17 protein-coding genes are annotated in these 24,746 nt (G+C 69.2%); 7 read left to right on the top strand and 10 right to left on the bottom strand.

Annotated features, from left to right (window positions below; all coding sequences use genetic code 11):
• Position 1 precedes the first annotated feature (1 nt).
• On the top strand, positions 2 to 7,270 hold the full coding sequence (locus G6N14_RS17600) for a beta-ketoacyl synthase N-terminal-like domain-containing protein (protein WP_163787217.1): 7,269 nt from the start codon (positions 2 to 4) through the stop codon (positions 7,268 to 7,270).
• 240 nt (positions 7,271 to 7,510) lie between these two features.
• Here G6N14_RS17600 and G6N14_RS17595 read toward each other — a convergent pair whose 3' ends face one another.
• Complete coding sequence (locus G6N14_RS17595; RefSeq protein ID WP_085133863.1) at positions 7,511 to 8,269, bottom strand: DUF1906 domain-containing protein; 759 nt, start codon at positions 8,267 to 8,269, stop codon at positions 7,511 to 7,513.
• 180 nt (positions 8,270 to 8,449) lie between these two features.
• On the opposite strand from G6N14_RS17595, the gene G6N14_RS17590 reads away from it, so the two are divergent.
• Positions 8,450 to 9,469, top strand: a complete 1,020-nt coding sequence (locus G6N14_RS17590) for an acyl-CoA thioesterase (RefSeq protein ID WP_085133828.1) — start codon at positions 8,450 to 8,452, stop codon at positions 9,467 to 9,469.
• 81 nt (positions 9,470 to 9,550) lie between these two features.
• Entirely contained in the window at positions 9,551 to 10,327 is a 777-nt protein-coding gene (locus G6N14_RS17585) for a DUF1906 domain-containing protein (protein WP_085133829.1), read from the top strand.
• 19 nt (positions 10,328 to 10,346) lie between these two features.
• On the opposite strand, the gene G6N14_RS17580 is transcribed toward G6N14_RS17585, so the two are convergent.
• Both G6N14_RS17580 and G6N14_RS17575 read right to left on the bottom strand, forming a co-directional pair.
• Positions 10,347 to 10,946, bottom strand: coding sequence for a TetR/AcrR family transcriptional regulator (locus tag G6N14_RS17580; RefSeq protein ID WP_085133830.1), 600 nt, complete (start codon positions 10,944 to 10,946; stop codon positions 10,347 to 10,349).
• Complete coding sequence (locus tag G6N14_RS17575) at positions 10,927 to 11,766, bottom strand: SDR family NAD(P)-dependent oxidoreductase (RefSeq protein ID WP_085133831.1); 840 nt, start codon at positions 11,764 to 11,766, stop codon at positions 10,927 to 10,929. Before G6N14_RS17575 ends, G6N14_RS17580 begins: the two co-directional genes overlap by 20 nt.
• Positions 11,767 to 11,877: 111 nt before the next feature.
• On the opposite strand from G6N14_RS17575, the gene G6N14_RS17570 reads away from it, so the two are divergent.
• The 4 genes from G6N14_RS17570 (at position 11,878) to G6N14_RS17555 (ending at position 15,660) form a co-directional block, all read left to right on the top strand.
• Complete coding sequence (locus G6N14_RS17570; RefSeq protein WP_085133832.1) at positions 11,878 to 12,744, top strand: LLM class F420-dependent oxidoreductase; 867 nt, start codon at positions 11,878 to 11,880, stop codon at positions 12,742 to 12,744.
• The gene (locus G6N14_RS17565) at positions 12,741 to 13,235 is read left to right on the top strand and encodes a nuclear transport factor 2 family protein (protein WP_085133833.1); all 495 of its coding nucleotides are present in this window, start codon (positions 12,741 to 12,743) and stop codon (positions 13,233 to 13,235) included. The genes G6N14_RS17570 and G6N14_RS17565 overlap by 4 nt, the downstream gene beginning before the upstream one ends.
• Positions 13,236 to 13,303: 68 nt before the next feature.
• Positions 13,304 to 14,536 carry an acyl-CoA dehydrogenase family protein gene (locus G6N14_RS17560; protein ID WP_085133834.1) on the top strand — a complete coding sequence of 411 codons (1,233 nt, stop codon included), beginning with the start codon at positions 13,304 to 13,306 and terminating at the stop codon, positions 14,534 to 14,536.
• The gene (locus G6N14_RS17555; RefSeq protein ID WP_085133835.1) at positions 14,536 to 15,660 is read left to right on the top strand and encodes an acyl-CoA dehydrogenase family protein; all 1,125 of its coding nucleotides are present in this window, start codon (positions 14,536 to 14,538) and stop codon (positions 15,658 to 15,660) included. The genes G6N14_RS17560 and G6N14_RS17555 overlap by 1 nt, the downstream gene beginning before the upstream one ends.
• 8 nt (positions 15,661 to 15,668) lie before the next feature.
• On the opposite strand, the gene G6N14_RS17550 is transcribed toward G6N14_RS17555, so the two are convergent.
• The 7 genes from G6N14_RS17550 to cydD form a co-directional block, all read right to left on the bottom strand.
• Positions 15,669 to 16,037, bottom strand: coding sequence for a DUF732 domain-containing protein (locus tag G6N14_RS17550; protein ID WP_085133836.1), 369 nt, complete (start codon positions 16,035 to 16,037; stop codon positions 15,669 to 15,671).
• A 13-nt stretch (positions 16,038 to 16,050) separates the two neighbouring features.
• Positions 16,051 to 17,223: a sodium-dependent bicarbonate transport family permease gene (locus G6N14_RS17545; protein WP_085133837.1), complete on the bottom strand. Its 1,173-nt coding sequence runs from the start codon at positions 17,221 to 17,223 to the stop codon at positions 16,051 to 16,053.
• Between the two features lie 48 nt (positions 17,224 to 17,271).
• Positions 17,272 to 18,591, bottom strand: a complete 1,320-nt coding sequence (locus G6N14_RS17540) for a PPE family protein (RefSeq protein ID WP_085133838.1) — start codon at positions 18,589 to 18,591, stop codon at positions 17,272 to 17,274.
• A gap of 68 nt (positions 18,592 to 18,659) precedes the next feature.
• Positions 18,660 to 19,934, bottom strand: a complete 1,275-nt coding sequence (locus G6N14_RS17535; RefSeq protein WP_085133839.1) for a PPE family protein — start codon at positions 19,932 to 19,934, stop codon at positions 18,660 to 18,662.
• Positions 19,935 to 20,392: 458 nt separating this feature from the next.
• Complete coding sequence (locus tag G6N14_RS17530) at positions 20,393 to 21,421, bottom strand: fused (3R)-hydroxyacyl-ACP dehydratase subunits HadA/HadB (RefSeq protein ID WP_085133840.1); 1,029 nt, start codon at positions 21,419 to 21,421, stop codon at positions 20,393 to 20,395.
• Between the two features lie 71 nt (positions 21,422 to 21,492).
• Positions 21,493 to 23,136 carry a thiol reductant ABC exporter subunit CydC gene (gene cydC, locus G6N14_RS17525; RefSeq protein WP_085133841.1) on the bottom strand — a complete coding sequence of 548 codons (1,644 nt, stop codon included), beginning with the start codon at positions 23,134 to 23,136 and terminating at the stop codon, positions 21,493 to 21,495.
• A complete protein-coding gene (gene cydD, locus G6N14_RS17520) occupies positions 23,120 to 24,709 on the bottom strand; it encodes a thiol reductant ABC exporter subunit CydD (RefSeq protein WP_234808765.1) in 1,590 nt (529 codons plus the stop codon). The genes cydC and cydD overlap by 17 nt, the downstream gene beginning before the upstream one ends.
• Between the last annotated feature and the right edge of the window lie 37 nt (positions 24,710 to 24,746).

The raw sequence follows: 24,746 nt of genomic DNA, 5'->3' as shown, positions 1-24,746 counted from the left end.
CGTGAAGTTTGATCCCATCGCCATCGTCGGGCAGGGCTGCGTCCTGCCCGGAGGGCTCAACGCGGCACAGCTGTGGACCACGGTCCGCGACGGCCACGACACCCTGGGCTCGCCGGACCCAAATCACTGGGGCGTCTCCCCGCACCGGGTGCTGTGCGCGCCCACTGATGCGCCTGAACTGGACCGAACCTGGTCAGATCGCGGCGGCTACGTCCGCGGGTTCGACGAGGTCTTCGATCCGCGCGGGCTGTTCCTCGACGCCGACGATCTCGCCGGATTGGATCCGCTCTACCGGTGGGGCATCGAGGCGGCCAGACAAGCCCTCGACAGTGCGGGCTGGCGGGCCGGGGAGGTCCAGGGTTCGGCGGGCATAGTCCTGGGCAACCTGAGCTACCCGACCAAGAAGATGACCGACCTGGCCGAATCGGTCTGGCGGGCAGGGCAAGGCGTCGACTGGCGCAACCGGTTCATGTCCGGACTGCCGGCGCACCTGATCGCCGCGGCGCTGGGCCTCACCGGAGTCGCCACGGCGCTCGACGCCGCCTGCGCCTCGTCGCTCTACGCCATCAAACTGGCATGTGATCGCCTGCATGACCGGACCGCCGATGTCATGTTCGCCGGCGGCATCAACGGCGCCAGTGATCTTCTGCTGCACGTCGGCTTCACCGCCCTGCAGGCGCTGAGCCGAACGGGACGGTCCCGGCCGTTCAACAACGGCGCCGACGGGCTGGTCCCAGCCGAAGGCGCGGCCATCCTGGTGCTGCGCCGTCTCGACGACGCCGTCGCCGACGGCAACACCATCCTGGGCGTCATCCGGGGTGTGGGCCTGAGCAATGACGGCCGGGGACACGGCTTCCTGGTGCCCTCCCAGGACGGGCAGGAACGGGCGATGCGGCTGGCCTATGAGATGGCCGGGCTCGATCCGCGAGACATCTCCCTCATCGAGTGCCATGCCACCGGGACGTCGCGCGGCGATCTGACCGAACTGATGAGCATGGCCCGCATCTTCGGCGGCATGACGGGTGTACCCATCGGCTCGCTGAAATCCAATCTGGGCCACTCGATCACCGCGTCCGGCGCGGCAGGAGCCATCAAGGTACTCGCGGCGATGCGGGCGGGGATACGTCCCCCCACCCTGCACGCCGAAGATCCGCTGCCGTTCCTCGCCGACTCGCCGTTCCGGCTGCTCACCGAAGCCGAGCCGTGGGAGAGCGACGGCCCGCGCCGCGCCGCGGTCAACAACTTCGGCTTCGGCGGCAACAATGCCCACCTGCTTCTCGAAGAGTGGGTCGAAGGGCACGGCGGCACAACGGCCTCCCCGGTCACCGCACCGCTGCCCGACCCGGAGATCGCCATCGTGGGCCTGAGTCTGCTGGTCGGCGATGGACACGGGACCGCGTCGGTCGCCGAGCACTTGAAGTCATGTCGGCCGATACCGGCTGACACCGACGGTATTCGAGGCGCCCGAATGCAGGAAATCTGCCTCGATCTGACCCAAACCCGTTTCCCGCCTGCGGATCTCAAACAGACCCAGCCTCAACAACTTGCCCTGCTGGGCTCCGCGCTGCACATCGGCGACCAGATCAGGAGCCTGCCGCCCGATTCCACGAGCGTCATCGTCGGGATGGGTTGCGACGCCGAGGTCACCCGCTTCGGCCTGCGCTGGCGGCTGGCCGACGACGTCGACGACCCCGAACAGCTGCGTGCGGCCCGCGACGGTGTCGTCGGCGGATGGACCGCCGCCGGTGTCGTCGGTGCCATGCCGAACATCGTCGCCAACCGGCTGAACAGCCAATTCGACTTGCGCGGGCCCAGTTTCACCGTGTCGCGCGAACAGCTCTCGGGGACCACGGCCCTGGAGATGGCCGCGCGAGCCCTGCGTCGCGGCGAGATCGACGCGGCCGTGGTGGGCGCGGTCGATCTCAGCTGCGAGCCCGTGCACGAGGCAGCGGCTCGGGTCCTGCTGCACGCGGACGAACAGATACCCGGCGACGCCGCGGTGGTGCTCATCCTCAAGCGCGCCGCCGATGCGCGTCGCGACAACGACACGATCTATGCCACCCTGCCCGCCGATCAGCAGGCCGATACCGAATGCCTGCACCTGGGCACCGTCCCCGGTGCGGTGAACCTCTCGGCGCTGCTGGGCCACGCGCACGCCGCCTCGGGGCTGCTGCACGTGGCGGCGGGCGTGCTCTACGGCGCCCTGGGCGTCTGGCCCGACGGCGAGCCCTGGACATCCGAGCGCCGATGCGTCGCTGTGGAACTCACCGGGATGGCCGAACAGCGGCAGCAGATCGTGCTGGTGTCGTCTGCCACAGCGCCGGAGGCCGCGGCATTGACGGCGCCGGAAGCCCCGGCCGGCGGTGGCAAGGCCATCCGACTCAACTTTCCCGCGCACCTGCCCGCTGTCGTGCTGCCCCAACGCCCACCGGACGCCGGGCCGAACCCCCCTCATCAACTGGAGCGATTCATGCCAACACAACTTCCAATGCCGCCGGCTTTGGCAACCGTCGCGGAGTCGTTGGCCCGGCTGCCGCTGGGCGCGGCACCAATCACCCCCGCACCTCCGCCGGCACCCATCCCGGTGGCGACCGGCAGCGGCGCTGTGCCCGGCACCCCGCAGACCTCCGCCGGCGCCAGCCGGTCCATCCAGCCGGTCAAGCCGGCCGACAAGGTGGTCCCGGCGCCGACGGTCAAACGCGAACCGGTCGGTCTGCAGCTCGACAAGGACGGTTTGCGCGTGCACGCCTCCGGGAACATCTCGGAGATCTTCGGCCCGGCGTTCGCCGAGCAGGACCAGTACCCGCGGCAGGTCCGGATGCCCGAACCGCCGCTGCTGCTGGCGGATCGGTTGCTGGGTATCGACGCCGAGCCGGCCAAGAACGGGACCGGAACGCTGTGGACCGAAACCGACGTCAATGCGGACTCCTGGTGGCTGCAGCAGGGCCGGATGCCCGCCGGCATCATGATCGAAAGCGGCCAGGCCGACTTGATGCTCATCTCCTGGATGGGCGCGGACCTGCTCAACAAGGGCGAACGGGTCTACCGGCTGCTGGGCTGCGAGGTGACCTACCTGGGTGGCCTGCCCGAGATCGGCGACACCCTGCGGTTCGACATCCATGTCGACGGTCACGCCCGCCAGGGCGATGTCCGGCTGTTCTTCTTCCACTACGACTGCACCATCGACGGCGTCGAGCGGATGTCGATGCGTAACGGCCAGGCGGGTTTCTTCACCGATGAGGAGCTGGCGGCGTCCGGCGGAGTCCTGTGGCGTCCCGAGGATCACACCGTCAGCGGACCGATGGAGGTGACCGCCGCCCAGACCTCGCGCACCTCGCTGCAGCGGGCGGATCTGGAGGCGATGGCGTCCGGGGAGATCTGGGCGACCTTCGGCGACGGCTTCGAGCGGGCCGCCAGCCACACCCGCACCCCCCGCATTCACGCCGGCGACATGCTCTTCGTCGACGAGGTGACCGACATCGACTTCACCGGCGGGCCCTGGGGTCGCGGCTACCTGCGGGCCGTTGCCCCCGTCACCGCCGAGAACTGTTTCTTCGCCGGCCATTTCAAGAACGACCCCTGCATGCCCGGAACCCTCATGTACGAGGCGACCATGCAGACCATGGCCATCTACATGACCGCCCTGGGCATGACGCTCGACTGCGACGGCTGGCGATTCGAACCGGTGCCCTTCGAGACCTACAAGCTGCGCTGCCGGGGCCAGGTGACACCGCAGTCCCGCGAGGTGGTCTATGAGGTGTTCGTCCGCGAGGTGATCGCCGGACCCGAGCCGACACTGTTCGCCGACCTGCTCTGCACCGTCGACGGGCTGCCCGCCTTCCACTGCGAGCGGATGGGACTGAAGCTCTCGCCCGGATGGCCGATGGATCTCGGAGTCGCGGAGCTCGAGGGCTACGTCGAGCCCAAGGAAGTCGCCGAGGTCAACGGATTCCGCTACGACTACCAGGCCATGCTCGCCAGCGCCATCGCCAAGCCGTCCATGGCCTTTGGCCCGCTGTTCGAGAAGTTCGACTCCCCCCGCAAGGCGGCCCGCCTGCCCGGACCGCCGTATCACTTCATGTCCCGGGTGGCCGAGCTGGTCGGTGAGACCGGGGTGATGAAGGCCGGCGCCGAAGTCGTCGTGGAGTACGACGTTCCCGCCGATGCTTGGTATTTCGCCGAGAACGGTGCCGGCGACGGGGACGAGACGATGCCCAACGCGGTACTCATGGAGGTTGCACTGCAGCCCTGCGGCTGGCTTGCCAGCTACGTCGGTTGTCCGCTGGACGGTGAGGCCGACCTGTTCTTCCGCAACCTGGACGGGACGGGAACCCAACACCGCGAGGTGACCCCGTCGACCGGAACGCTGCGAATCAAGGTGAAGCTGAAGAGCCTCGCCAAGGCCGCGGGAACCATCATCGTCGGCTTCGACGGCGAGATCACCGCCGACGACGGACCGGTCTACACCTTCGACACCGTGTTCGGCTACTTCAAACGCGAAGCGCTGCAGAACCAGGTGGGTCTCCCGGTCAGCGATGCCCAGCGGGCGTCGCTGACGCAGCCCTGCGCGGCGCCGGTCGTGGACCTGACTGCGCGGCCGGCCGAGTACTTCGGCCCCGGGGCGCGGCTGGCGGACCCGATGCTGCTGATGGTGGATCGGGTCACCGGTCGCTGGCCCGACGCGGGCAGCGCCGGGCTGGGCCAGTGGCGCGGCGTCAAAGACGTCAACCCGGGCGAGTGGTATTTCAAGGCGCACTTCTTCCAGGACCCGGTGCAACCGGGGTCCCTGGGCATCGAGATGCTGTTGCAGCTCCTGCAGTTCGGGATGCTGGACCTCGGACTCGGTAAGGAAGCCGGCCCGGCGGCTCGCTTCGAGCCGGTGGCGCTGCACGACGCGATGACCTGGCGCTACCGCGGTCAGATCGTGCCCACCAACAAGCAGATCACCGCGCAGGTCGAGATCACCCGGATCGATCGTGAGGACGCCGGGATTCTCGCGGTGGCCGAGGCGTCCCTGTGGGTCGATAACAAGCGCATCTACACCGCGAGCAACCTGGGTATGCGCATCGTGGCCGGGGGGAGTGCCCCGGCGTCGCAGGCCGGCACCGGCACGGCCGCCCAGCAGGCACCTGTACCCGCGGACCCTGCAGCGCCGGCCGCGCCGGGGCAGGCCACCACGATGGACGTCGCGCTGGACCCGGTCAGTGACGCCTGGGTTGTCGATCACTGCCCGACGTATGTGATTCCGTCGCTGCCGATGATGTCGGTCATGGACCTGTTCGCCCAGGCGGCGATCCGGGCGTCCGGCGGAGCCAAAGTCGTCGAGATCACCGATGTGCAGATGGTGCGGTGGGTGGTCGTCGACTCTCCGCAGCAACTGCGGGTGGTGCTGGAGCCTGAGCAGGAGCCCGGGCTTTTTCGCGGCCGGCTGGAGGTCTGGCGCGATGCCCCCCGAGCGGAGCTGTCTCGCTGGGAGATTCATGCCCATGCTGTTGTGCGCACCGCGGCGGCGTATTCCGGAGAGCCCGAGCCGCCGGCTCCGCTGGAGGATGCGGTGCCTTACGCCAACCCCTATGACGGAACGGTGTTTCACGGCCCGGCCTTCGCGACCCTGATCGACGGTGCACAGATCGGCCGCAACGGCTCGACCGGCACGCTCGCGATCGACCGGTGTGCGGTACCGGCCGGTGCTTTGCAGCCCGGATTGCTCGACGGGGCGCTGCACGTGGTGCCGCATACCGCGATGAGCGTGTGGACCACCGACGCCGCCGATCCCGCATCGTATGCCGAAGCGCGCGACCCCGACGTCGGGTTTCCGCGCCGTATCCTCTCGGCCCGCTTCTACGCCGATACGCCCGAGGCGGGAACTGTCGATGTCGAGGCCCGCTTCGTGGGATTCGACGACGACGAGGGCCGGATGCCGACGTTCGACCTGTGGCTGAGCTCCGGCGGAAAGCCATGGGCCCGAATCCGAATGGCCGAGTTTCTGCTGAGCAAGGGGCCGCTGGCCGAGGTCGGCGGTCCGCAACGGCGCGCATTCATGGCGCAGCGGCGGGCGGTGCCCGGGCTGTCGCTCAGCGAGCGGCTGGGACGCGGCGTGCTCGAACTCGACACCGCACGCATGGCAACGCTCGACTGGTTCAAGGGCACCCTGCAGGCCGTGTACGACACGGCGGGCCAAGGTGATTCGCTGTTGCGCGACATCGTGACCAAGGAGGCGGTCGCCGACGCCGTGCACAACGCCGTCCACCCGTCGAAGGTCCAGATCGTCGACGGTCAGGTGAGCTGCCCGGCGCTGCCGCTGGAGCGGATCACCGTCGAGATCGAAAAGCTCGGGCCGGGCTCATCCCGCGCGAGCGCATCGAGCACAACCGATTGGGAGCCGGTCCGCGCCTGGTGGACTGAGAGCGCGGGAATGACGCAGGGCTGGTTCGGCGAGCTGGCGCTGGGTGCCGTGTTGTCGCGCTACGTACGGCACGTCGTCGTCACGGACCCCGATGCCATGGCGGCGGTGCACGGCCGGCCGGTCCTGCTCCTGGCGAACCACCAGGTGCAGGTCGAATCATTGCTGGGCACCACCGTGGGGTCGTGGCTGACCGGCACCAAAGTCGTCACCATCGGCCACGCCAAACACGAAACCGGCTGGGTGGGCAACCTTTTACAGATGATCGACACGGCGGCGGGCAAGCAACTCGGCCACCTGCGTTATTTCGACCAGCAACAGCCACAGGAGTTCTTCGGCCTGGTCGACGACCTCAAGCGTGATATCGCCGACCGCGGGATATCTGTCATGGTGCACGCCGACGGCACCCGCAGCGTCAGCTCCGGACAGCGAGTCCAGCGGCTGACCTCGACGTTGCTGGACATGGCGTTGGAGATGTCGATGCCCATCGTCCCGCTGTATTTCGCCGGAGGCCTGCCCGAGGAGCCGTTGCCCCACAAACTCGAGGTGCCCTACGGCCATACCGCCCAGGACTACATCTTCGGTCGCCCGATCGAGCCCGAGGAGCTGCGCGGCCGGCCCTACGCGGAGCTGCGACGCTTTGTCATCGACGCGATCAACGAGCTCGCACCGTTCAGCGACGCACCGCATGCACCGAACTACGACGTCGAGAGCCGGGTCACGGCCGCAGCCCCCGGCGCCTCGCCGCTGGAGTCGGTGTGGCACTGCATCGAGGACGCCCTGGACTCTTTGCCCGTCGACTGGCGCAGCATGATCGCGGCCGAGGACTGGGAAACGCTCAAGGCAGCCGAGCTCAGCGCGTCCTGACCAGCCGACGGCCCCGGTGGTGTTGTTGACGGCGGCGCTGCGCGGCGACTAACTTAGTCACGATCGCGGCACAGCCGTCCAGCTACGCGGCTGGTGTGGATCGGCCGCATACCAAGCCCTCGCAGACAGGAGCCCCTTTATGTCGTCAGCGACCCTGGGCGTGTACACGTGCCTCGCGTCTGTCGTAATGCTCACTGTGGTGTTCTTCCTCGCCAGCAGGTCCTGATCCTCACCTGAGGCTCAGGGGTGCAGGTTCCACTGGCCGCAGTCCGGGGCCAGCACGTCGTTGACGTCGACCTCGATCCCGCCGACTATCGGGCCGGGGCTCGATGCGGTACTCACCACTCGCTGGAACAGCACTGCTGCGGGGTCACGCTGCCCCCGCGACCAGGACCGCGTCTGCCAGGCCCAGCGATGGCCGGGGGTGCTGGAGTTGCCGATGACACCGTCGGCGCCCGCCCACTGACACACGTTCACGCCACCGTAGACCCCGGTGCGCTGGACTCCCAGAACCGAGTTGATTCCCCGGAACCACTGGAGTGCGACGGAATTCCAGGTGTTGCGGTCGATGTCGTCGTCGACGCTGAAGAAGATCGGAGCGCTGCGGCCCCCGCCGGCAGCGGTGTGCAGTTGCCAGGCGGTCTGCGCGTCGGCGACCCCTCCGGCGAACCCGCGGGTGAAGTCCGACGGTGCGGTACCGCCAGGCTTGCCGTACTGGTAGTTGCTGACGATCACCAGGCCCGCCGCGGCCAGAGACTCGGCATAGGGGCGGGTGATCGGCTTGGCGCCGAAGGACGAGCCGGGCCGCGACATCGACACGTAGTTGATCACCCCGGCGTAACCGGCGGCCCGGATGGCCTCGGCCGGGATCTGGCGCATGGCGTAGTCGATCAGCATCGGGGCCGCGGCCGACGCCCGGGGCACCGCCGAGGCGGCAGCGCCCAGGCCGGCCACCGCCGAGAGCGCAGAGGCGTACCGCAGCGCGGTACGCCGGGACACCGGGCGGGAAAGCGACGGGTGGTCGCTGGAGGGGGAGTCGGACACGGGCCGATGTTAACAATGGGGCTGGTGTTAAACGTGTTGTACGCGCCGGGCGGCCCGGCCGTCGTAAGCCCGGCGGGAGCCGACAGGCCGATGCGCTAACCTCATGCAGACGTTTACTTATATGAGCTAGCAGTTATGTCGCTACCCGATTCGGCGGTCCGGCGCGGACGGCCGCTGGTGGGTCAGGAGGAACTTGTGCAGACGCCGGCGCCGGAGGTTGCCGCCCGCCCCGATTTCCGCGGTCCGTTGCTGGGCTCGGGCAGCCCGCTGGAGCACGCCACGCTCGAGGCACTGGACCGCCTGCAAGCGGTGATGGCGCTGCATCCGGTGGGAACCGACCGATTCCGGGCGGACAACGAGGCCGACCGGTTCGGCCGGATCTTCGGGGGGCAGCTCATCGGACAGGCGATGGCCGCCGCAGCGGCCACCGCCCCCGAACTCACCGCCCACTCGATCCACGCGTCCTTTCTGCGGCCCGGCGACTCCGCCGTACCGCTGGATATCGCCGTGGACCGCACTCGCGACGGGCGCTCGATGTCGGCGCGGCAGGTCCGGGTGGAACAGGGCGGTAAGACCCTCATGGTTGCGACGGTGTCCTTCGACACCAGCCTTGACAGCGCCGCCACCGACCCCACCCCGCCGTCGGGAACCGAGCCCGAATCCCTTCCGCTGCTACAGCACTGGGTAACGCAGGCGTCGCCGTCCCAGGCCCTGTGGGGCAGCGCCTGGATCAAGCGGCCACCGCCGGTGGAGATCCGCACCGATCAGGCGCCGGTTTTCCTCAGCGGCGCCCAGGCGCCGGGCCCTTCGGCGCATTGGATGCGGTTGCCGCGACCGGTCGACGGCGATGCGCAGCTGCAGGCGGTGTTGCTCGCCTACGCCAGCGACTACCTGTTGGTGGACGCCGCGTTCCGCGCCCACCCTCAGCCGCTGGACGTCGCCACGCACCTCGGGCTGACCCTCGACCACACCGTGTGGATCCACCGCCCAGTGCATTTCCAGCGCTGGCACCTCTACACCCAGCACACCGTCGCCACCTCCGGGCACCGTGCTCTGGTGCACGGCACCATCGTGGATTCAACCGGTAGGCATGTGGCCAGCACCGCCCAGGAAGTCCTGATCCGGCAGCGCATCGCGCCGGCCGGCTCCGGTTAGCAGATCCGCCGTGCAGGCCGCGGCGACGGGATTGGCTGATCAGCGGGCTCCAGGGACTGCTGCCCGGTAGCCTTTTCGGTTGTGACGCGTTCCGCTTCGCGGCGCGACGTGCTCAGGTATGCCGCGTTACTGGGGCTGGCACTGGCGGTGCCCGCCCCACGAGTTGCTGCCGGGGGTCTGCGGGTCATCGACTTCGCCCACCGCCTGGTGTCACCCGAACAGATCAAGGCCGCCGGTTTGGACGGCGCGCTGGTCTACGTCTCCGAGTTGCGCCCCGGGGCCACTTTCGATTTCAAGCCGGTCAGCCGCGACTATGCCGACGGGCTACGCGCCGCCGGACTGCAGGTCGCCAGTTGCTACCAGTTCGGCAAACCCGGCTGGCCGCAGTCCCCGTCGGACTTCACCCGGGGCTACGACGGCGGCGTCGCGGATGCCCGGACCGCGATGCGGCTGCACACCGATGCCGGCGGCCCACCGTCGGCGCCGATCTTCTTCAGCGTCGATGAAGACATCGACGCCGCCACCTGGAAAAGCCTGGCCGTCGCATGGTTCCGCGGCATCAACTCGGTGATCGGGGTGGACCGCACCGGCATCTACGGCGGTGCGCGGCAATGCTCCTGGGCCATTCGCGACGGAGTCGTCGGAGAATCGACCAGCCCGGGCCACCGATGGGCGTGGCAGACCGGGGCGTGGTCGCACGGAGACCGGGAACCGGCGGCCGTCCTGTTCCAGCGCGAGATCGTCACCGCGACCCAGCCGGGCTTTGTCATCGACGACGTGCATGTCGACGTCAATGATGTGCTCGCCGCCGACTTCGGTCAGTGGGACCTGCCCCGCGGGCGCCGGGGAGCCGCGTGATCGCAGACCGCGGCATCGGTCACCGCCGGGGTCCGCCACGCCACGGTGCCAGCAGGAGTTCACCGGCCCGCCGCATGTCCTGTTCGGCCTGCTCGGGTGTCGTCTCACCCATCACCGCCCAGGACAGGATGCCGTAGGCGCACTGCTCGACCAGCAGCGCCAACTGGATGTCCTGGGGCGTGGGGTGCGAGATCCCGGCGACGGCCAGGATCGTGGCGCGCAGACCGACATCACCGGTGGCCGCCGACTCGGACCTGCGCGCGTTGACCGAGGTGATCATCGCGCGGGCCAGCCGTGGGCGGGCCAACATGGATCGGCAGAGGCCGGCCATCAGCTCCGTGACGTCGGAGACCGGACATCCCGTCGGCCGGCGCGGCGGAACGCCGGCCTGGGTGTAGTGCAACAACAGTGCGCTGAACAGGTGATGCTTGGTGGGGTAGTAGCGGTACACCGTCGCGATCGAAACCGACGCCTGATCGGCCACGTCCTGCATCCGTACGGCCTCCAGCCCATCGCGCGCACCGAGTCGCGCGGCCGCGGCGAGGATCCGCTCGCAGCGTTGCCGCTGGGCCGGGGTGCTGGGCGTTGCGGCCTCGCGATCAACGGGTGGCCGGGGCATCGGTGTTCCCGGGATCGGTGCGGAGCAACTTCTGCATCAGCCGATGCGAGGCGAGCACCGCCTCGGCCCGATCCGGGCCCGCACGCAGTGCCGGACTGGCGGCGTGATCGGACATGACATGCACCGGTCCGTGGGGGAGCCGGTCGAGGCCTTCGCGGGCGACGTCCGCCGGGTCGGAGATCCGCAACCCCGGCACGTCGAAGTTGAGTCCGGCCCGCTGCATGGCCGGCGTTCTGGTGACGCCGAGCACCAATTCCAGCACGTGCACGTTGTCGTCGCGCAACTCCAGCCACAGGCCCTCGGCGTAGATCCGGGTGAACGCCTTTGCGCCGCCGTACACCGTCTGCCGCGCCGAACCGAGATAGCCGGTCAGCGAGCCGACCAGCAGCAGACCGCCGCGCCGCCGGACACGCATCGGGCGCCCGAAGTGGTGAATGAGCGCCAGCGGGGTCGTGACGTTGAGGGCGAGGACACCGCCGAACGCCGCGAGATCCCCGTCGAGGAATGCCGCGCTGTGGGTGTTGGCGCCGGCGTTGTAGATCAGCAGCCCGACCTCGAGGTCCGACGTCGCCTCGATGACGCGGGCCGCGGCGTCCCCGCCGGACAGGTCCAGGGCGAGTTCCCGGACGAGCACGCCGCGCGCGCGGCATCGATCGGCGGTTTGGCGCAACGGCTCTGGCTTACGTGCGATCAGCACCAGATTGACACCGGCCGCGGCCAGCTGCGCCGCGAACTCGGCGCCGACGCCTTCGGAACCGCCCGCGACGACAGCCCAGGGGCCGTACTGGTGCGCCCATTGAGTGTGATCATTGCTGGACACGGGGCGCCTCCATAACTAAAATTCACTTTAGTTTGTGGCCAGGCTACCCCACCCCCGCGGCGCAACGGAAGGCGCAGAATCCATGCGACACAACACTGCTCGGGCGCGTTGATGCGGCTCGGCCTGGCCACGCCGGTGGTGATTCAGATCCCCGGTGTGGCGTCGAACTGGGAAGCGCAGGCCGGGGCCGAGGACCTCGGTCTGATCGCGGCGGCAGCCGACAAGCTCGGATTCGCCTACCTGACCTGTTCGGAGCATGTCGCGGTGCCCGACGACGCGGCGGCCGGCCGCGGCACCACCTATTGGGATCCGGTCGCCACACTGTCGTTCCTGGCCGCCCGCACCAGCGCGATTCGCTTGGTGCCATCGGTTGTGGTGCTGGGCTATCACCACCCGCTCGAGATAGCCAAACGCTACGGCACCCTGGACCGGCTCAGTGCCGGACGGCTGACGCTGGGAGTCGGGGTCGGCTCGCTGCGTGAGGAATTCGACCTACTCGACTGCGCCTGGGAAGACCGCGGCGCCCGGGCCGACGATGCGATGAAGGCGCTGCGGGCATCGCTGTCGACCGAGCGGCCCAGCTACGCCGGCACCTACTACCGCTTCGACTCGATGGTGGTGCAGCCCTGTGCCCTGCAGCAGCGGGTGCCGATCTGGGTCGGGGGACACACGCGCCGCTCGCTGCGGCGGGCGGTGGACTTGGGCGACGGCTGGATGCCGTTCGGTCTTTCCGGCGACCAACTGGCCCAACACCTTGCCGGCGTGGACCTGCCCGACGGTTTCGCGGTCGTGTTGTCGACGGCGCCGCTGGACCCGATCGGCGCGGGCCAGCAGACCCGGGACCGATTGGCCAGACTGGCCGAGCTCGGCGCCACCGATGTCACCTGCGCGGTCGCGGCGCGCTCGGCGGCGCACTTCTGCGACCAGTTGAGCGCCCTGGCCGAACTGGCCGATCTGCCGGCACGGGAGCAGCGATGAACGAGCAACGGCTGGCCGATCTGGAGCGGCGTCTGCAGCAGATCGAAGACGAGCGGGCGATCGAGCGGCTGATCGCGTCCTACGGCCCGCTGGTCGACGTCGGCGACGACGAGGCCGTGGCAGCGCTGTGGCAGGAAGACGGCGTCTACGACGTCGAAAACTGGCTGATGAACGGGCGCGAGGACATCGCCGCGATGGTGCGCTCTCGTGGTCACCAGGAGCTGATCGCCCGGGGCTGTACGCACTTCCTGGGCCCGGCGGTGGTCACCGTGCACGGTGACGAGGCGGTGGCCGTGTGCGAGTCGACGCTGTTGGTCAAACAGGGATCCGAATACCGCGTGGCGCGCGGCGCCGCCAACTACTTTCACCTGCGACGAACCGGCGAGCCGTCGCGGCGCTGGCAGATCCACACGCGGATCACCCGGTTGCTCGACGGCGCGGCCGAGGGCCGCGCCCTGTTGGCGGATGGCATCGCGGGCCGCATCCGTTAGTCCGGAGCACTCGGCGCTGCGGTTAGACTCCGCGGAAACGCAATCCGCCGACACGGCAGGGGAGATGAATGGATCTGCGGTGGTCGGAGGAAGACCGGGCATTTCAGGCTGAGGTACGGCAGTTTCTGGCCGAGAAACTCACCCCTGAGCTGCGCCGCGCGGGCAGGCTGATGACCAGTGTCTACGCCGACCACGAGGCGAGCATGGCCTGGCAGGCGATTCTGCACGAGCGGGGTTGGGCCGCCCCGGCCTGGCCGGTCAAGCACGGGGGCTGTGACTGGAGCCTGACCCAGCACTACATCTTCAGCCGGGAGTCGACGCTCGCCGGTGCCCCGTCGCTGTCGCCGATGGGAATCCGGATGGTCGCCCACGCCATCATCCGGTTCGGCACCGATGCACAGAAGGATTACTTCCTGCCGCGGATTCTCACCGGCGAAGTGTTCTTCTGCCAGGGCTACTCCGAGCCGGAGGCGGGCTCGGACCTGGCGGCCCTGTCGATGGCGGCCACCGTCGACGGCGACGACCTGGTCTGCACCGGCAGCAAGATCTGGACCACCCACGCCGGCGAGGCGAACTGGATGTTCGCCTTGGTGCGCACAACCCGTGCCGCCAAGAAGCAGCAGGGCATCACGTTCGTGCTGATCGACATGGCCTCGCCCGGCATCGAGATCCGTCCGCTGGTGATGACCTCCGGCGAAGAGATCCAGAACCAGGTCTTCTTCGACGACGTGCGGGTCCCCAAGACCAATGTCATCGGGGAGATCGACAGCGGCTGGACGGTGGCGAAGTATCTGCTCGAGTTCGAGCGCGGCGGCGGCGCGGTGGCGCCGGCCCTGCAGGTGGTGGCCGAGGAGATCGCCGAGGCCGCCAAGGATCAGCCGGGACCGGCCGGCGGCAGACTCGCCGACGACCACGCGTTCATGCGCAAGCTCGCCGACGCGCGGATCCGCGCCGAGGTGCTGGAGATCCTGGAGTACCAGGTGCTGGCGGCGGTGGCCGAGGGACGCAACCCCGGGGCGTCGTCATCGATGCTCAAAGTCCTGGGAACGGAGCTGAGCCAGGAGCTGACCGCACTGGCGTTGGAGGCGGCCGGACCGCGCGGGCGGATCTATCAGCCGCACGTCACCGCGCCCGGGGGGCCGATCGCCGATTACCAACCGCCGGCCGACGGCTACTCTTCCGGCGAGCCGTGGCAGGCGGTGGCGCCGTTGCGCTACTTCAACGACCGCGCCGGCTCGATCTACGCCGGCAGCAACGAAATTCAGCGAAACATTCTGGCCAAAGCGGCATTGGGGCTCTGATGGACTTCACCTTGAACAATGAGCAGCAGATGCTGCGCGACGGCATCACCAAGTTCCTTGCCGCGCGCTACGACCTCGAGACCAGCCGTGCGGCGGTCAAGACCGGCGCCGGCTGGCAGCCCGGCACCTGGCGCGCCTTCGCCGAGGAACTGGGCATCCTGGGTGCGACGCTGCCCGAGGAGTTCGACGGAATCGGCGGCGGCGCCGTGGAACTCATGGTCATCACCGAGGCGCTCGGGCATGCGCTGGTGATCGAACCCTACGTCGACGCCGTTGTCGTCGCCGGCGGCCTGCTGCAGCGTTCCGGGAGTCCGCGGGCTGCGGAGGTTCTCAAGGAACTGGTGGCCGGCAACGCCGTAGTGGCATTGGCCGCCACGGAACCGGAATCGGCGGACCGGTGGCAGGACGCGCAGACGACCGCCCGGCCCGATGGCGACGGCTGGGTGCTCAACGGCTCCAAGATCACGGTGGTGGCGGCACCACTGGCCACGCATCTGCTGGTCACTGCGCGCGTCGAGGGCGACGAGGGCGTCTCGTTGTTCCTCACCGAGGCCGGTGCCGCGGGTATCGCGATGCACCCGTACCGGACCATCGACGATCGCAGCGCCGCCGATGTCACCCTGACCGATCTGCGGCTTGGCGCCGACGCACTGCTGGGCGAGCGGGGCCGGGCATGGCCGTCGTTGGCGCAGGCCCGCGACGAGGGTGCGGCGGCGGTCTGCTCCGAAGCGGTCGGGTGCATGCGAAAAGTGCTGGCGGACACCGTCGAATACTGCAAACAGCGCCAGCAGTTCGGCCAGCCGATCGGTAGTTTCCAGGTGCTGCAACACCGCATGGTGGACATGTTCATGGAAGTCGAGCAGTCCGCTGCAGCGGTGTACCTGGCGATGCTCAACCTCGAGGCCGACGAAGCCACCCGGGCCCGTGCGGTCTCGGCCGGCAAGGCCACCATCGGCCGCGCGGCCCGCTTCGTCGGCGAGCAGGCGGTACAGCTGCACGGTGGGATGGGCATGACCGAGGAGTTGGCCATCGGCCACTACTTCAAACGGCTCACCGCACTGCAATACGAGTTCGGCACCACCGACCAGCACCTGTCCCGTTACGCAGAGCTGACAAAGCCCTAGCCCGTGGGTTACTGCCTCAGCTGGTGCGGGCAGTAGGCGTTCGCGGCGGCGGCTGCGAAGCGTGCGGCGGCGTCCATGGTCAGCCCCGGGTTGTCGGTCGTGAGTTGTTTGACGACCTGCAATCCCGTCTCGCCGTTGTTGGCCATGCTGCACACGGCATGGCCGGCCACAATGGCCTGTTCTTCACTGGCGAAGGTGAGCCCCGCGGCCCGTAAGGCCGTCAGGAAGGCGGCGTCGCCGGCACCGTCGTCGCCCCCGTCGCCGGCACCGGGGTCCGCGTAGGCCGGAGCGCCGACGACGGCGGCAACAACCCATGCCGACAGGACGCCGCGCGCGACGTTGCCGATCCTGCCCACTCGAGTTCCTGGGGTCTGCATGCTGCGTAATCCCTTACTGCGAGGTGACGAGGTGTGCGAGCTCGATGTACAGGGGGATACCGATGGTCACGTTGTAGGAGAACGTCAGGCCCAGTGATGCGGCCAGCGGGAGGCTGGGACTGGCCTCCGGAATCACCAGCCGCTGAATCGCCGGGACAGCGATATACGACGCCGCACCGCACAGCACCGCGAACAAGACGTAGGTGCCCAACTGGAAGTGGACGCCGGTCAGCTGCGAGTAGGTGTGCGCCACGAACAGCCCCAGGGTGGCGAAAAGGTTGGGAGCCAGCAGGCCGAAGAAGACGAAACCCCGGCCCGCGGCGCGCAGGTCCTTGAGCTTGCGTGCGGCGGTCAGACCCATCTCCAGCAGGAACAGGCACAGCACACCCTGGAATGCGGTGACGAACACCGGGTCGTCGACACCGGTGACCTTGGAGCCCTGTAGGCCGCTGACGAAACCGATGACGATGCCGCCGAGCAGCAGGCAGATGCCCGGGTTGAGGAAGACCTCCCGCACCAGTTCCCGGTTGATCAGGCGGCCGTTGGGGGTCCCCTCGGTCTCCGCGCGGCGCTGCGGCGTCATCTCCAGCGACAACCCGCCCGTGGGGTCGGCGCCGTGGGCTGCCACCACGGTGGGCCGCGCGCCCGCCGGCACCGTGTAGCCCGGCTCGTGGGGCATGTTCCCGTCGGCGTCCATGCCTTTATGGCGTAACCGGGCGACCAGGAACAGCGCCACCAGGCAGCCGGGGATCTCCATGATGGCCAGCATCACGGGCATGTAGGCGTCGAAGGCCATCCCCACGGTGGCCAGCACGCCCATGCAGGTGGCGAAGGTTCCGGCCGAGTCGGAGCCGTAGTATCCGGCGACCGTTGCCCGGTCGACCTCCCGCATTTTCGTCATGTACTTCAGAAGCAGGTAGGCCAGCATGCCGATCAGGAAGTTCAAGACGAATCCGACGACGACGAATCCGAGGATTCCGCCGATCTGCGAGAGGTCGATCTCGGCGAGCTCTTCGCCGCCGTGCCAGCCGATGGCCAGCAACAGGTACATCGTCAACCCCTGATACAACGCGTTCGGGAACTCGAAGGGGACCTTGGCGATGGCGATCAGGAAGCCGAAGTAGAAGAACAGCAGCAACGGCTTGAACAGGTTGTGCGTGAAGTTCTGCCAAAACTCGACAAGCATGTTCGTCTCTCTTTCGCGGGGGAGGAGATCAAGCGCCGCCGGCGGGCGTCAGCTCAGCGGGGTACCGGTCTTCTTCGAGCCCTTGAGGTGCACGGCATGGACACCCGGCTTGCGGGACAACTCCTCAAGCAGGTCGTCGAGTCCGGCCTGGTCGACGTTCCAGTGCTGGACCGCCTCGGGCTGGCTCTGCAGCTTGGCGATCACCGCGTCGAGCTTGACGGGGGTCTTGGCCTTACCGCCCTGAATCCGGATACGCCCGCTGCCGGCGGAGCGCGGGGTGGCGCTGCCCAGGGCTCCGCCGGCCATAGCGCCCAGCGCCGCCTGGTTGAGCAGGCCACCGGCCATCCCCGAGGCGGGGGCAGCGGCCAGGCCCGCGGCGGGACCGCCGGTGGCCGCCAGCCGGATCGCCGGGCTGGCAGAGGCCCAGCTCGGCGGGACGGACAGGTTGCCCACCAGGTTCGCCTCCGACATGGTGGCCGACACCGTCGAGGAAAGCCCGGCGGCGGTTCCCACCCGAAGCCCGGCGCCGAGACCGCTGACCGGCAGACCTTCGAAAGCCCGGCCCAGCGGAGTAGCAAACTTGGTGAAGGCCCCGATCGGCCAGTTGACCAGCAGTGAGACGTCGTTGAACTGCGTGGTCAGGCCGAGTGGAGCCTTGGCCGCGGCGAACAACGCGGAGAACGTCGCGCCGGCTGTCGGGTTCCCGGTCAGGGCGGCCAGGGCGCTGTTGATGAAGGTGTTGTACTGGGTTGCTATGTCGGCGAAGAACTGCAGGAGCGGGTTGCCGGCCGCAGTGGTCGCCGCCGAACCGACACTGCTCGCCGCTGCTGCCCCGGCGCCCCCGGTGGTGGTCGGCGGCGGCTCGGTGAACGCGGTGACCTTGGTGGCAGCGCTCGCCGCCGCGGCGTAGGTCTCCATGGCCGCGGCGTCTTGGGCCCACATCTGCATGTACTGGGCTTCATTGGCCGCGATGGCCGCCAGATTCTGGCCGAGGAAGTTCGTTGCCTGCAGCATCGCCTGCTGGGTGCGGTTGGCGGCCACGGCTTCCGGGGGCACGGTGGCCGCGCGAGCGGTTTCGTAGGCGGTAGCGGCGGCCTGCGCCTGGGCGGCGGCCTGGGCGGCCGTGGCCGCGGTCGCCGACATCCAGGCGATATACGGCTCGGCGGCGGCGATCATCGCCGCCGCTGAAGGGCCGGTCCATGCTTCGCTCGCGAGCGAGGTGAGCACCGCGTTGTATTCGGCTGCCGCCGAACTCAATTCGCCGGCCAGTCGACCCCATGCGGTGGCGGCTTCGATCAACGACGCCGACCCGGCGCCGGCGTACATGTTGCCCGAGTTGATCTCCGGGGGGAGCAATGAGAAGTACATTTCGACACCCTTATCTGGTCGAGTGCGACTGGGTCAGCGGGCAGTGGCCGGGTTTGCTCATCGCGGTCTCACTCATCCAGTGCCGGGATCACGATGATGGTGGCCGCCGCGGGATCGGCTTCACCGGGCGGAATGGGACCGAAGGCGTCGGCCCCGCCGCTGTTTCGCAGGGACCGGGTGGCCGCGCCGACACCCTGGGTGGCGGTGGTTCCCATGCCGCGGCCCAGCAGGCTGGACAGGGCCATCTGGCCGAACATGGCGTCTTGGCCGGCGACCGCGGCCATCGGAGCGGCCTCCAGCGTCGCCGGCAGGGACGACGCCATGCTGACCAGCTTGGTGGCAGGCGCTGCGACTGCCCAGGAAGCAGGCACCGACAACTTGCCGACTGTCGCCGCGTTGCCCAGCGCACCGGTGGCACTGCTGAGGGTTGTCGCTGCCGGTACCGCGGTATTTGTCAGAGGCGCCAGCGGCAGCAGTGCCCCGGTGATGGCTTTGGGGCCGGCTAAGTAGGACTGCACAGCCATGGCATTGATCGGCCAGGAGTAGATCTGGCCGGCGGACAGGAACAGACCGCCGGGCAGTGACGTCCAGCCCAACAGCGGACTGTAGGCCCCGGTGAGCGTGCCCCAGATCGTGTTCCAGTTGGCCAAGTCCGTCGCGAAGGACGGGGGCAGTGTCGCCGCGGCCGGGTTGGACCCGAGCGTCTGCAGCACCTGGGGCATCGCCGTGAGCATCTGGGAGACCTGTTGGGCGATGTTGGACGCCGACGAGTTCGCGGTCGCCTCTGCGGAGGCGGCCTCCTGGTTGGCGATCCCGGCCGCGTTCGTGGTCTCCGGCGGCTGGCTGAACGGTGCGAGCGCCGTTGCCGCTGCCGACGATCCGGCGTAGCCGTACATGGCCGCCGCGTCCTGTGCCCACATCTCGGCGTACTCGATCTCGGTGGCGGCGATGGCGGGCGTGTTCTGGCCGAGGAAGTTGGTCGCGATCAGGGTCGCCAGCTGAGTCCGATTCAGGGCGATCACCGGTGGCGGCACGGTGGCGGCGAACGCCGCCTCGTAGGCGGCTGCCGCGGCGCGGGCCTGGTTGGCGGACTGCTCGGCTTGAGCGGCGGTGGCGGCCATCCACGTCACGTAGGGCTCGACCGCGCTGGCCATCGAGCCAGAGGAGGGCCCGGACCATTCCCCGGCGAGGCTTGAGACCACGGACTCGTAGGACGACGCCGTAGAACTGAGTTCCGCGGCGAGCGCGTCCCACGCCGAAGCGGCCGCCAGCAGGGGGCCGGAGCCTGCCCCCGCGTACATCCGGCCGGAGTTGACCTCCGGCGGCAGTGCTGCGAAATCCATCTCGGGTGACTCCTCACGTCACACGTCGGTGCCGGCGCCGGCAAATCGCCGTCAACTAAACCCTAGACGGCGGTTGGCTATTCGGGGTGCCAGCGATGTAACAAGCTTGGGACTATCCGTTGATAGTGGTAGCAGTGGACTATTGAAAAGTGTTGTGAGACAGCTGGCATAAGGCTATCCATGGTGGTCGCCGGCTTACTTAAGCAATTTGGCGGCCCGCTGGCAATTAATTCCAAGGAACACAATTGGTGGCCGGTTCATTTCGCCGGCCAGAGCAACAGCCGCCCCGGAAAGCCGCGGAAACGCCACATCGTCGGGGCGTGAATTCCGCACCATTCGCCATCTCAGTCGACCGATGCTACGCAGTCCTTCTGGACAGCAGCTGGCAGTGGACTGGGTCTTGGCTGTCGCTGCGCTGCACAAGTCCTGGCAGCCGGCCCGGCCGGCTCAGGGACTGGTCAGCGGAAGCGGACGTGCAAGGTCGCCAAGCCGAAGATCTTCCGGCTGTCGGACTTCGCGGACACCAGGATGACGCCGCTGCGGGTAGCCGGGTCCAGCGACTTGATCCGGCCGTTGAACTCGATGTCGGCGCCTTCCTTGGCGGACACGATCGCCGGTGCGGACAGTCGCACCGCGTAGCGGGTGACGGCACCCGGGTCGCCGGTCCAGGCGGAGGCGAAACCGGCGCCCAGCCCCATGGTGAGCATGCCGTGCGCGATCACGTCGGGGAGTCCGGCCAGCTTGGCGATGTCTTCGTCCCAGTGGATGGGGTTGGCGTCGCCGGCGACGCCGGCATAGTTCACCAGATCGCCGCGAGCCAGCCGGGTGTGGCGCACCGGGAGTTCGTCACCGACCCGCACGTCGTCGAACGACGGGGTCCCCGGGGTACGGGTCAGACCGCCCTCGGAGATCCGCACCTGCCCTTCGGGCCGCACGGTCTTGTGGTAAGCGGCGTCGGCGTCACCCACGTCGAGAATGTTGACGTCGTGCATCATCGCGTTGTGTACGGCGATTTTGACCGTCGGATCGATGTCCTCGGCTGTCACCCCGACCACAGTGGTGTGCAGGGTGTGTACCCGCTCTCCGGCAGTGTCGGTGAAGGTGTTGGTCACCGTGATCAGGTCGTGGCCCGCGACGCGGCGCACCGCGGTCAGCTCCACGTCGATGTGCAGTTCGTCACCGTCGACGATGGGCCGGTGTTGCTCGAAGACCTCTTCGGTCTGCATGAAGGTGTCGTAACCGACGACCACTGATTCGAACATGCGGCGGTTGCAGGTCATGCCCGGTACCGAGGTGAACGTGAGCGGCGCGACCAGACCCGAGTAACCCATTTCGGCGGCGGCGGCGACGTCCCAGTGCGCGGGGTGGTAGTCCTGCACGGCGCGCGCGTACTCGCGGACCTTCTCCCGACCCACCAGGTAGGTGCCGTCCATTTGGTAGTAATGGCCGACCCGGGCTTGCATCGGGGATGTCTGTGCTGCGGTCATGAGGTGACTCAACCGTTCTATCGGGCTGGTTGCGGAAGCCGACCACAGCACCCTAGCGTGCGCGCCGGCGCCTATCCCAGGACGAGTCGCCGGAACGGGCCCTCCCCACACAGGTGGTGGGTGGCCATCACCACCGTCCGGTCGGCGCCGAACAGGCCGGGCACCGCGAGAATCGCCCGCAGGAGGTCGTCGGCGTCGGCGGCGTCGAGATGCTCGGTGGGCTCGTCGAGCGCCACGATGGCCGCAGGCGACAACATGGCCCTGGCCAGCAGCAGCCGCCGCCGCTGTCCCGCCGACAATGCCTGGGCGCCACCGGCGAGGACGGTGGCCAGGCCGTCGGGCAGACCGGCCAGCCAGGGCTGCAGGCCCACCCGGCTCAAGGCCGTGCGCAGCTCGTCGTCGTGGCAGTCGCCCCGCGCCACCAGCAGGTTGTCCCGGACGGTGGTCGCGAAGATGTGGGCGTCCTCGGCAAAGAAACCGACGGCTGATCGCAGGTCGGACTCGGCCAGCTCCTGCACCGCACGGTCGCCGACCCGAACGCCACCGGCCAGCGGCGTCACCAGGCCCGCCAACGTCATCAACAGGGTCGTCTTGCCGGCCCCGCTGGGGCCGGTGACCGCCAGCCGATCCCCGGGCGCCAGATCGAAGTCGACCCGCACGGATCGCTCGTCGCGGAATCCCGAGACCAGATCGGCGTGCAGCGCCGGGGTCGCGCCCGGCGGCGGGCGATGCAGCGCCGGCGCAGGCTCGCTCGGGGGTTCTTCGGGCGCCAGATCGACCAGCCGCCGCGCCGCGATCCGCGCACGGGTCAGCGCGACGGCGGCCCCCGGCAGTGCGGTGGTCGCCTCGAAGGCCGACAGCGGCAGCAACATCAGGACCGCCACCGTGGTGGGCGCCAGGAAGTCGGCGAGCCCGATTCCGGCTACCGCGGCGCCGAGCACGCTGACCCCGACCGCGGCGGTGGGCAGGGCTGCGGCCAGTGCGGCCGGCTTGGCCGCTGCGTCCAGCGCCGCGCCCCAGGCCTGCTGGCGACGCTGGGACTCGGCGATGACGGCGGGCAGCAGACCGGCGATCCGCAGCTCCGGGGCGTGGTCGAGCGCATGGAGCGCCGCGACGTCACGCTCGCCGAGGTGCTCGCGGGCGCTGTTCTGCTGTGCCGCGGCGGCCCGCGCGGCCAGCCACGGTGCCACCACTCCGGCGGCCAGCAGGCAGGCGGCCAGTACCGCCGCGGCCGCCGGGGAGATCGCCGCGATCGCCGCGGTGGCAACGACACCCAGTACCGCTGCCACCCCGATCGGAAGGACGGCGCGGACCAAGACGTCGGAGAGTTCATCGACGTCGGAGCCAAGGCGGGCCACCAGTTCTCCGCTGCGCAACCGCACCGCGGTCTGCACCGGGCCGTGGGCCAGGCGCCGGTAGAGCTGCACACGGGCGGTGCCCGCCGCCGCCAGGGCGGTGTCATGGCTCACCAGCCGCTCGCAGTAATGCAGCACCCCGCGCGAGATCGCCAGCGCCCGCACCGCCACCACTGCGATCGACAGGTCCAGCACCGGTGGCATCTGCCAGGCCCGGGTGATCAGCCAGGCCGAGACCGCGGCCAACGCCAGCGCGCTGCACAGCGACAGGATCGCGAGCAGACCGGCCAGCAGCAGCCGGGACAGGCGTGGTCGCAGCAGCCGCAGGGCCGCCACCAGTGGATCAGACCGGCACCGCACGGGCGACTCCCTCGCTGTGAACGGTGACGACCTGATCGGCGATCGCCAGCACGGGGGCGCGGTGGCCCACCACCACCACCGTCGCTCCGGCGTGCGCGCGGTCCACCAGGGCCGCCAGCACGCGTTGTTCTGCCGCGGGGTCCAGATGCGCGGTCGGTTCGTCGAGCAACAACACCGGGGCCGGCGAGCCCAGTGCGCGAGCCAGCCCGAGCCGCTGCCGTTGCCCCAACGACAACCCCAGCCCGCCGCGGCCCACCCGGGTGCGCGCACCGTCGGGCAACTCCGCGAGCACCGCGTCGAATCCGGCTGCCGCGCAGGCATCCTGCGCATCGACCAGGTCGCCGAACAACGCGAGGTTGTCCGCCACCGTGCCCGGGATCAGCGCCGGGCGCTGCGGCAGCCACGACAGTTGGGCCCACCAGCTGGGCAAGTCGAGCGTCGCCACGTCTACGCCGCCCACCGTGATGCGTCCGGAGGACGGACTGGTCAGTCCTGCGATGGCCGCCAGCGTCGTACTCTTGCCCGCGCCGTTGGCTCCGGTCAGTACCGTCACCTGACCGGGCTCGAGCACTGCGTCCAGGCCGGCCGGCGCCGCACCGTCCCGGCCGGCCACGCTGAGGCCCTCGAGCCGTATCGGTGCCCCCCGCGCAGCCACCGCGCGGTCTCCCGGAACCCGTGCAGCCGTCTCGCCGATCAGGGCGAAAGCCTTGTCTGCGGCAGCGCGCCCGTCCTGGGCGGCGTGAAACTCCACGCCGATCCGGCGCAGCGGCCAGTACACGTCGGGCACCAGCAGCAACACGGTCAGCCCGGCGGTCAGGCTCATCTCGCCGAACACCAGCCGCAGACCGATGCTGACGGCGACCACGGCCACGCTCAGCGTGGCCAGCAGTTCGAGGACCAGTGCCGACAAGAACGCGACGCGCAGGCTGGCCATGATCGACCGGCGCTGCGCGCGGGACAGTTCGGCGATGCGGTCCTGCGGTCCGCTCGCCCGCCCGAGCGCGCGCAGGGTGGGGATGCCGGCGATCAGGTCCATCAGACGCGCCTGCAACGTCGTCTGGGCCGCCAGGGCCGCCACCGACCTGTCCGCGGTGGCCAGGCCGATCAACACCATGAACACCGGGATCAGGGGCAACGTGATGAACGCCAGGACCGCTGACCGCCGGTCGAACGCGGCGATCACCGCGACGGTGATCGGGGTCAGGATCGCGGCCAGCAGCAGCGCGGGCAGATAGGCGGTGAAGTAGGAGCGCAGACCGTCCAGGCCGCGGGTGACCACCGCCGCCGCGGCGTCGCGTTCGGCGGCCAGCCGGCCGGGAGCGCGTGCAGTCACCGCGCGCAGCACCTGCCCGCTGAGTTCGGCGATCACCGCGCTGGCCCCGCGCTGCCCCAGCCTGGCCTGCAGCCAGTGCGCCAGCGTGCGTAGGGCGAACAACGCTGCAAGGGCGGCCAACAGGGGCGTCCAGTGCGTGACGCTGCGTGTCGACGGTTGCGTGATCACTCCAGACACGATGTGGCCCAACACTATCGCGGAGCCGAGTGCGCAGCCGGAGATCACCACTCCGCAGCCCACCATGGCGACCAGGAAGCGGCGCACGGCGGCCGAGGCC

It is taken from the genome of Mycolicibacter hiberniae (assembly GCF_010729485.1).
GTDB classification, from domain to species: Bacteria; Actinomycetota; Actinomycetes; order Mycobacteriales; family Mycobacteriaceae; genus Mycobacterium; species Mycobacterium hiberniae.
Note: the sequence above shows the minus strand (reverse complement) of the source record. Positions and strands in the feature narration are given on the sequence as shown.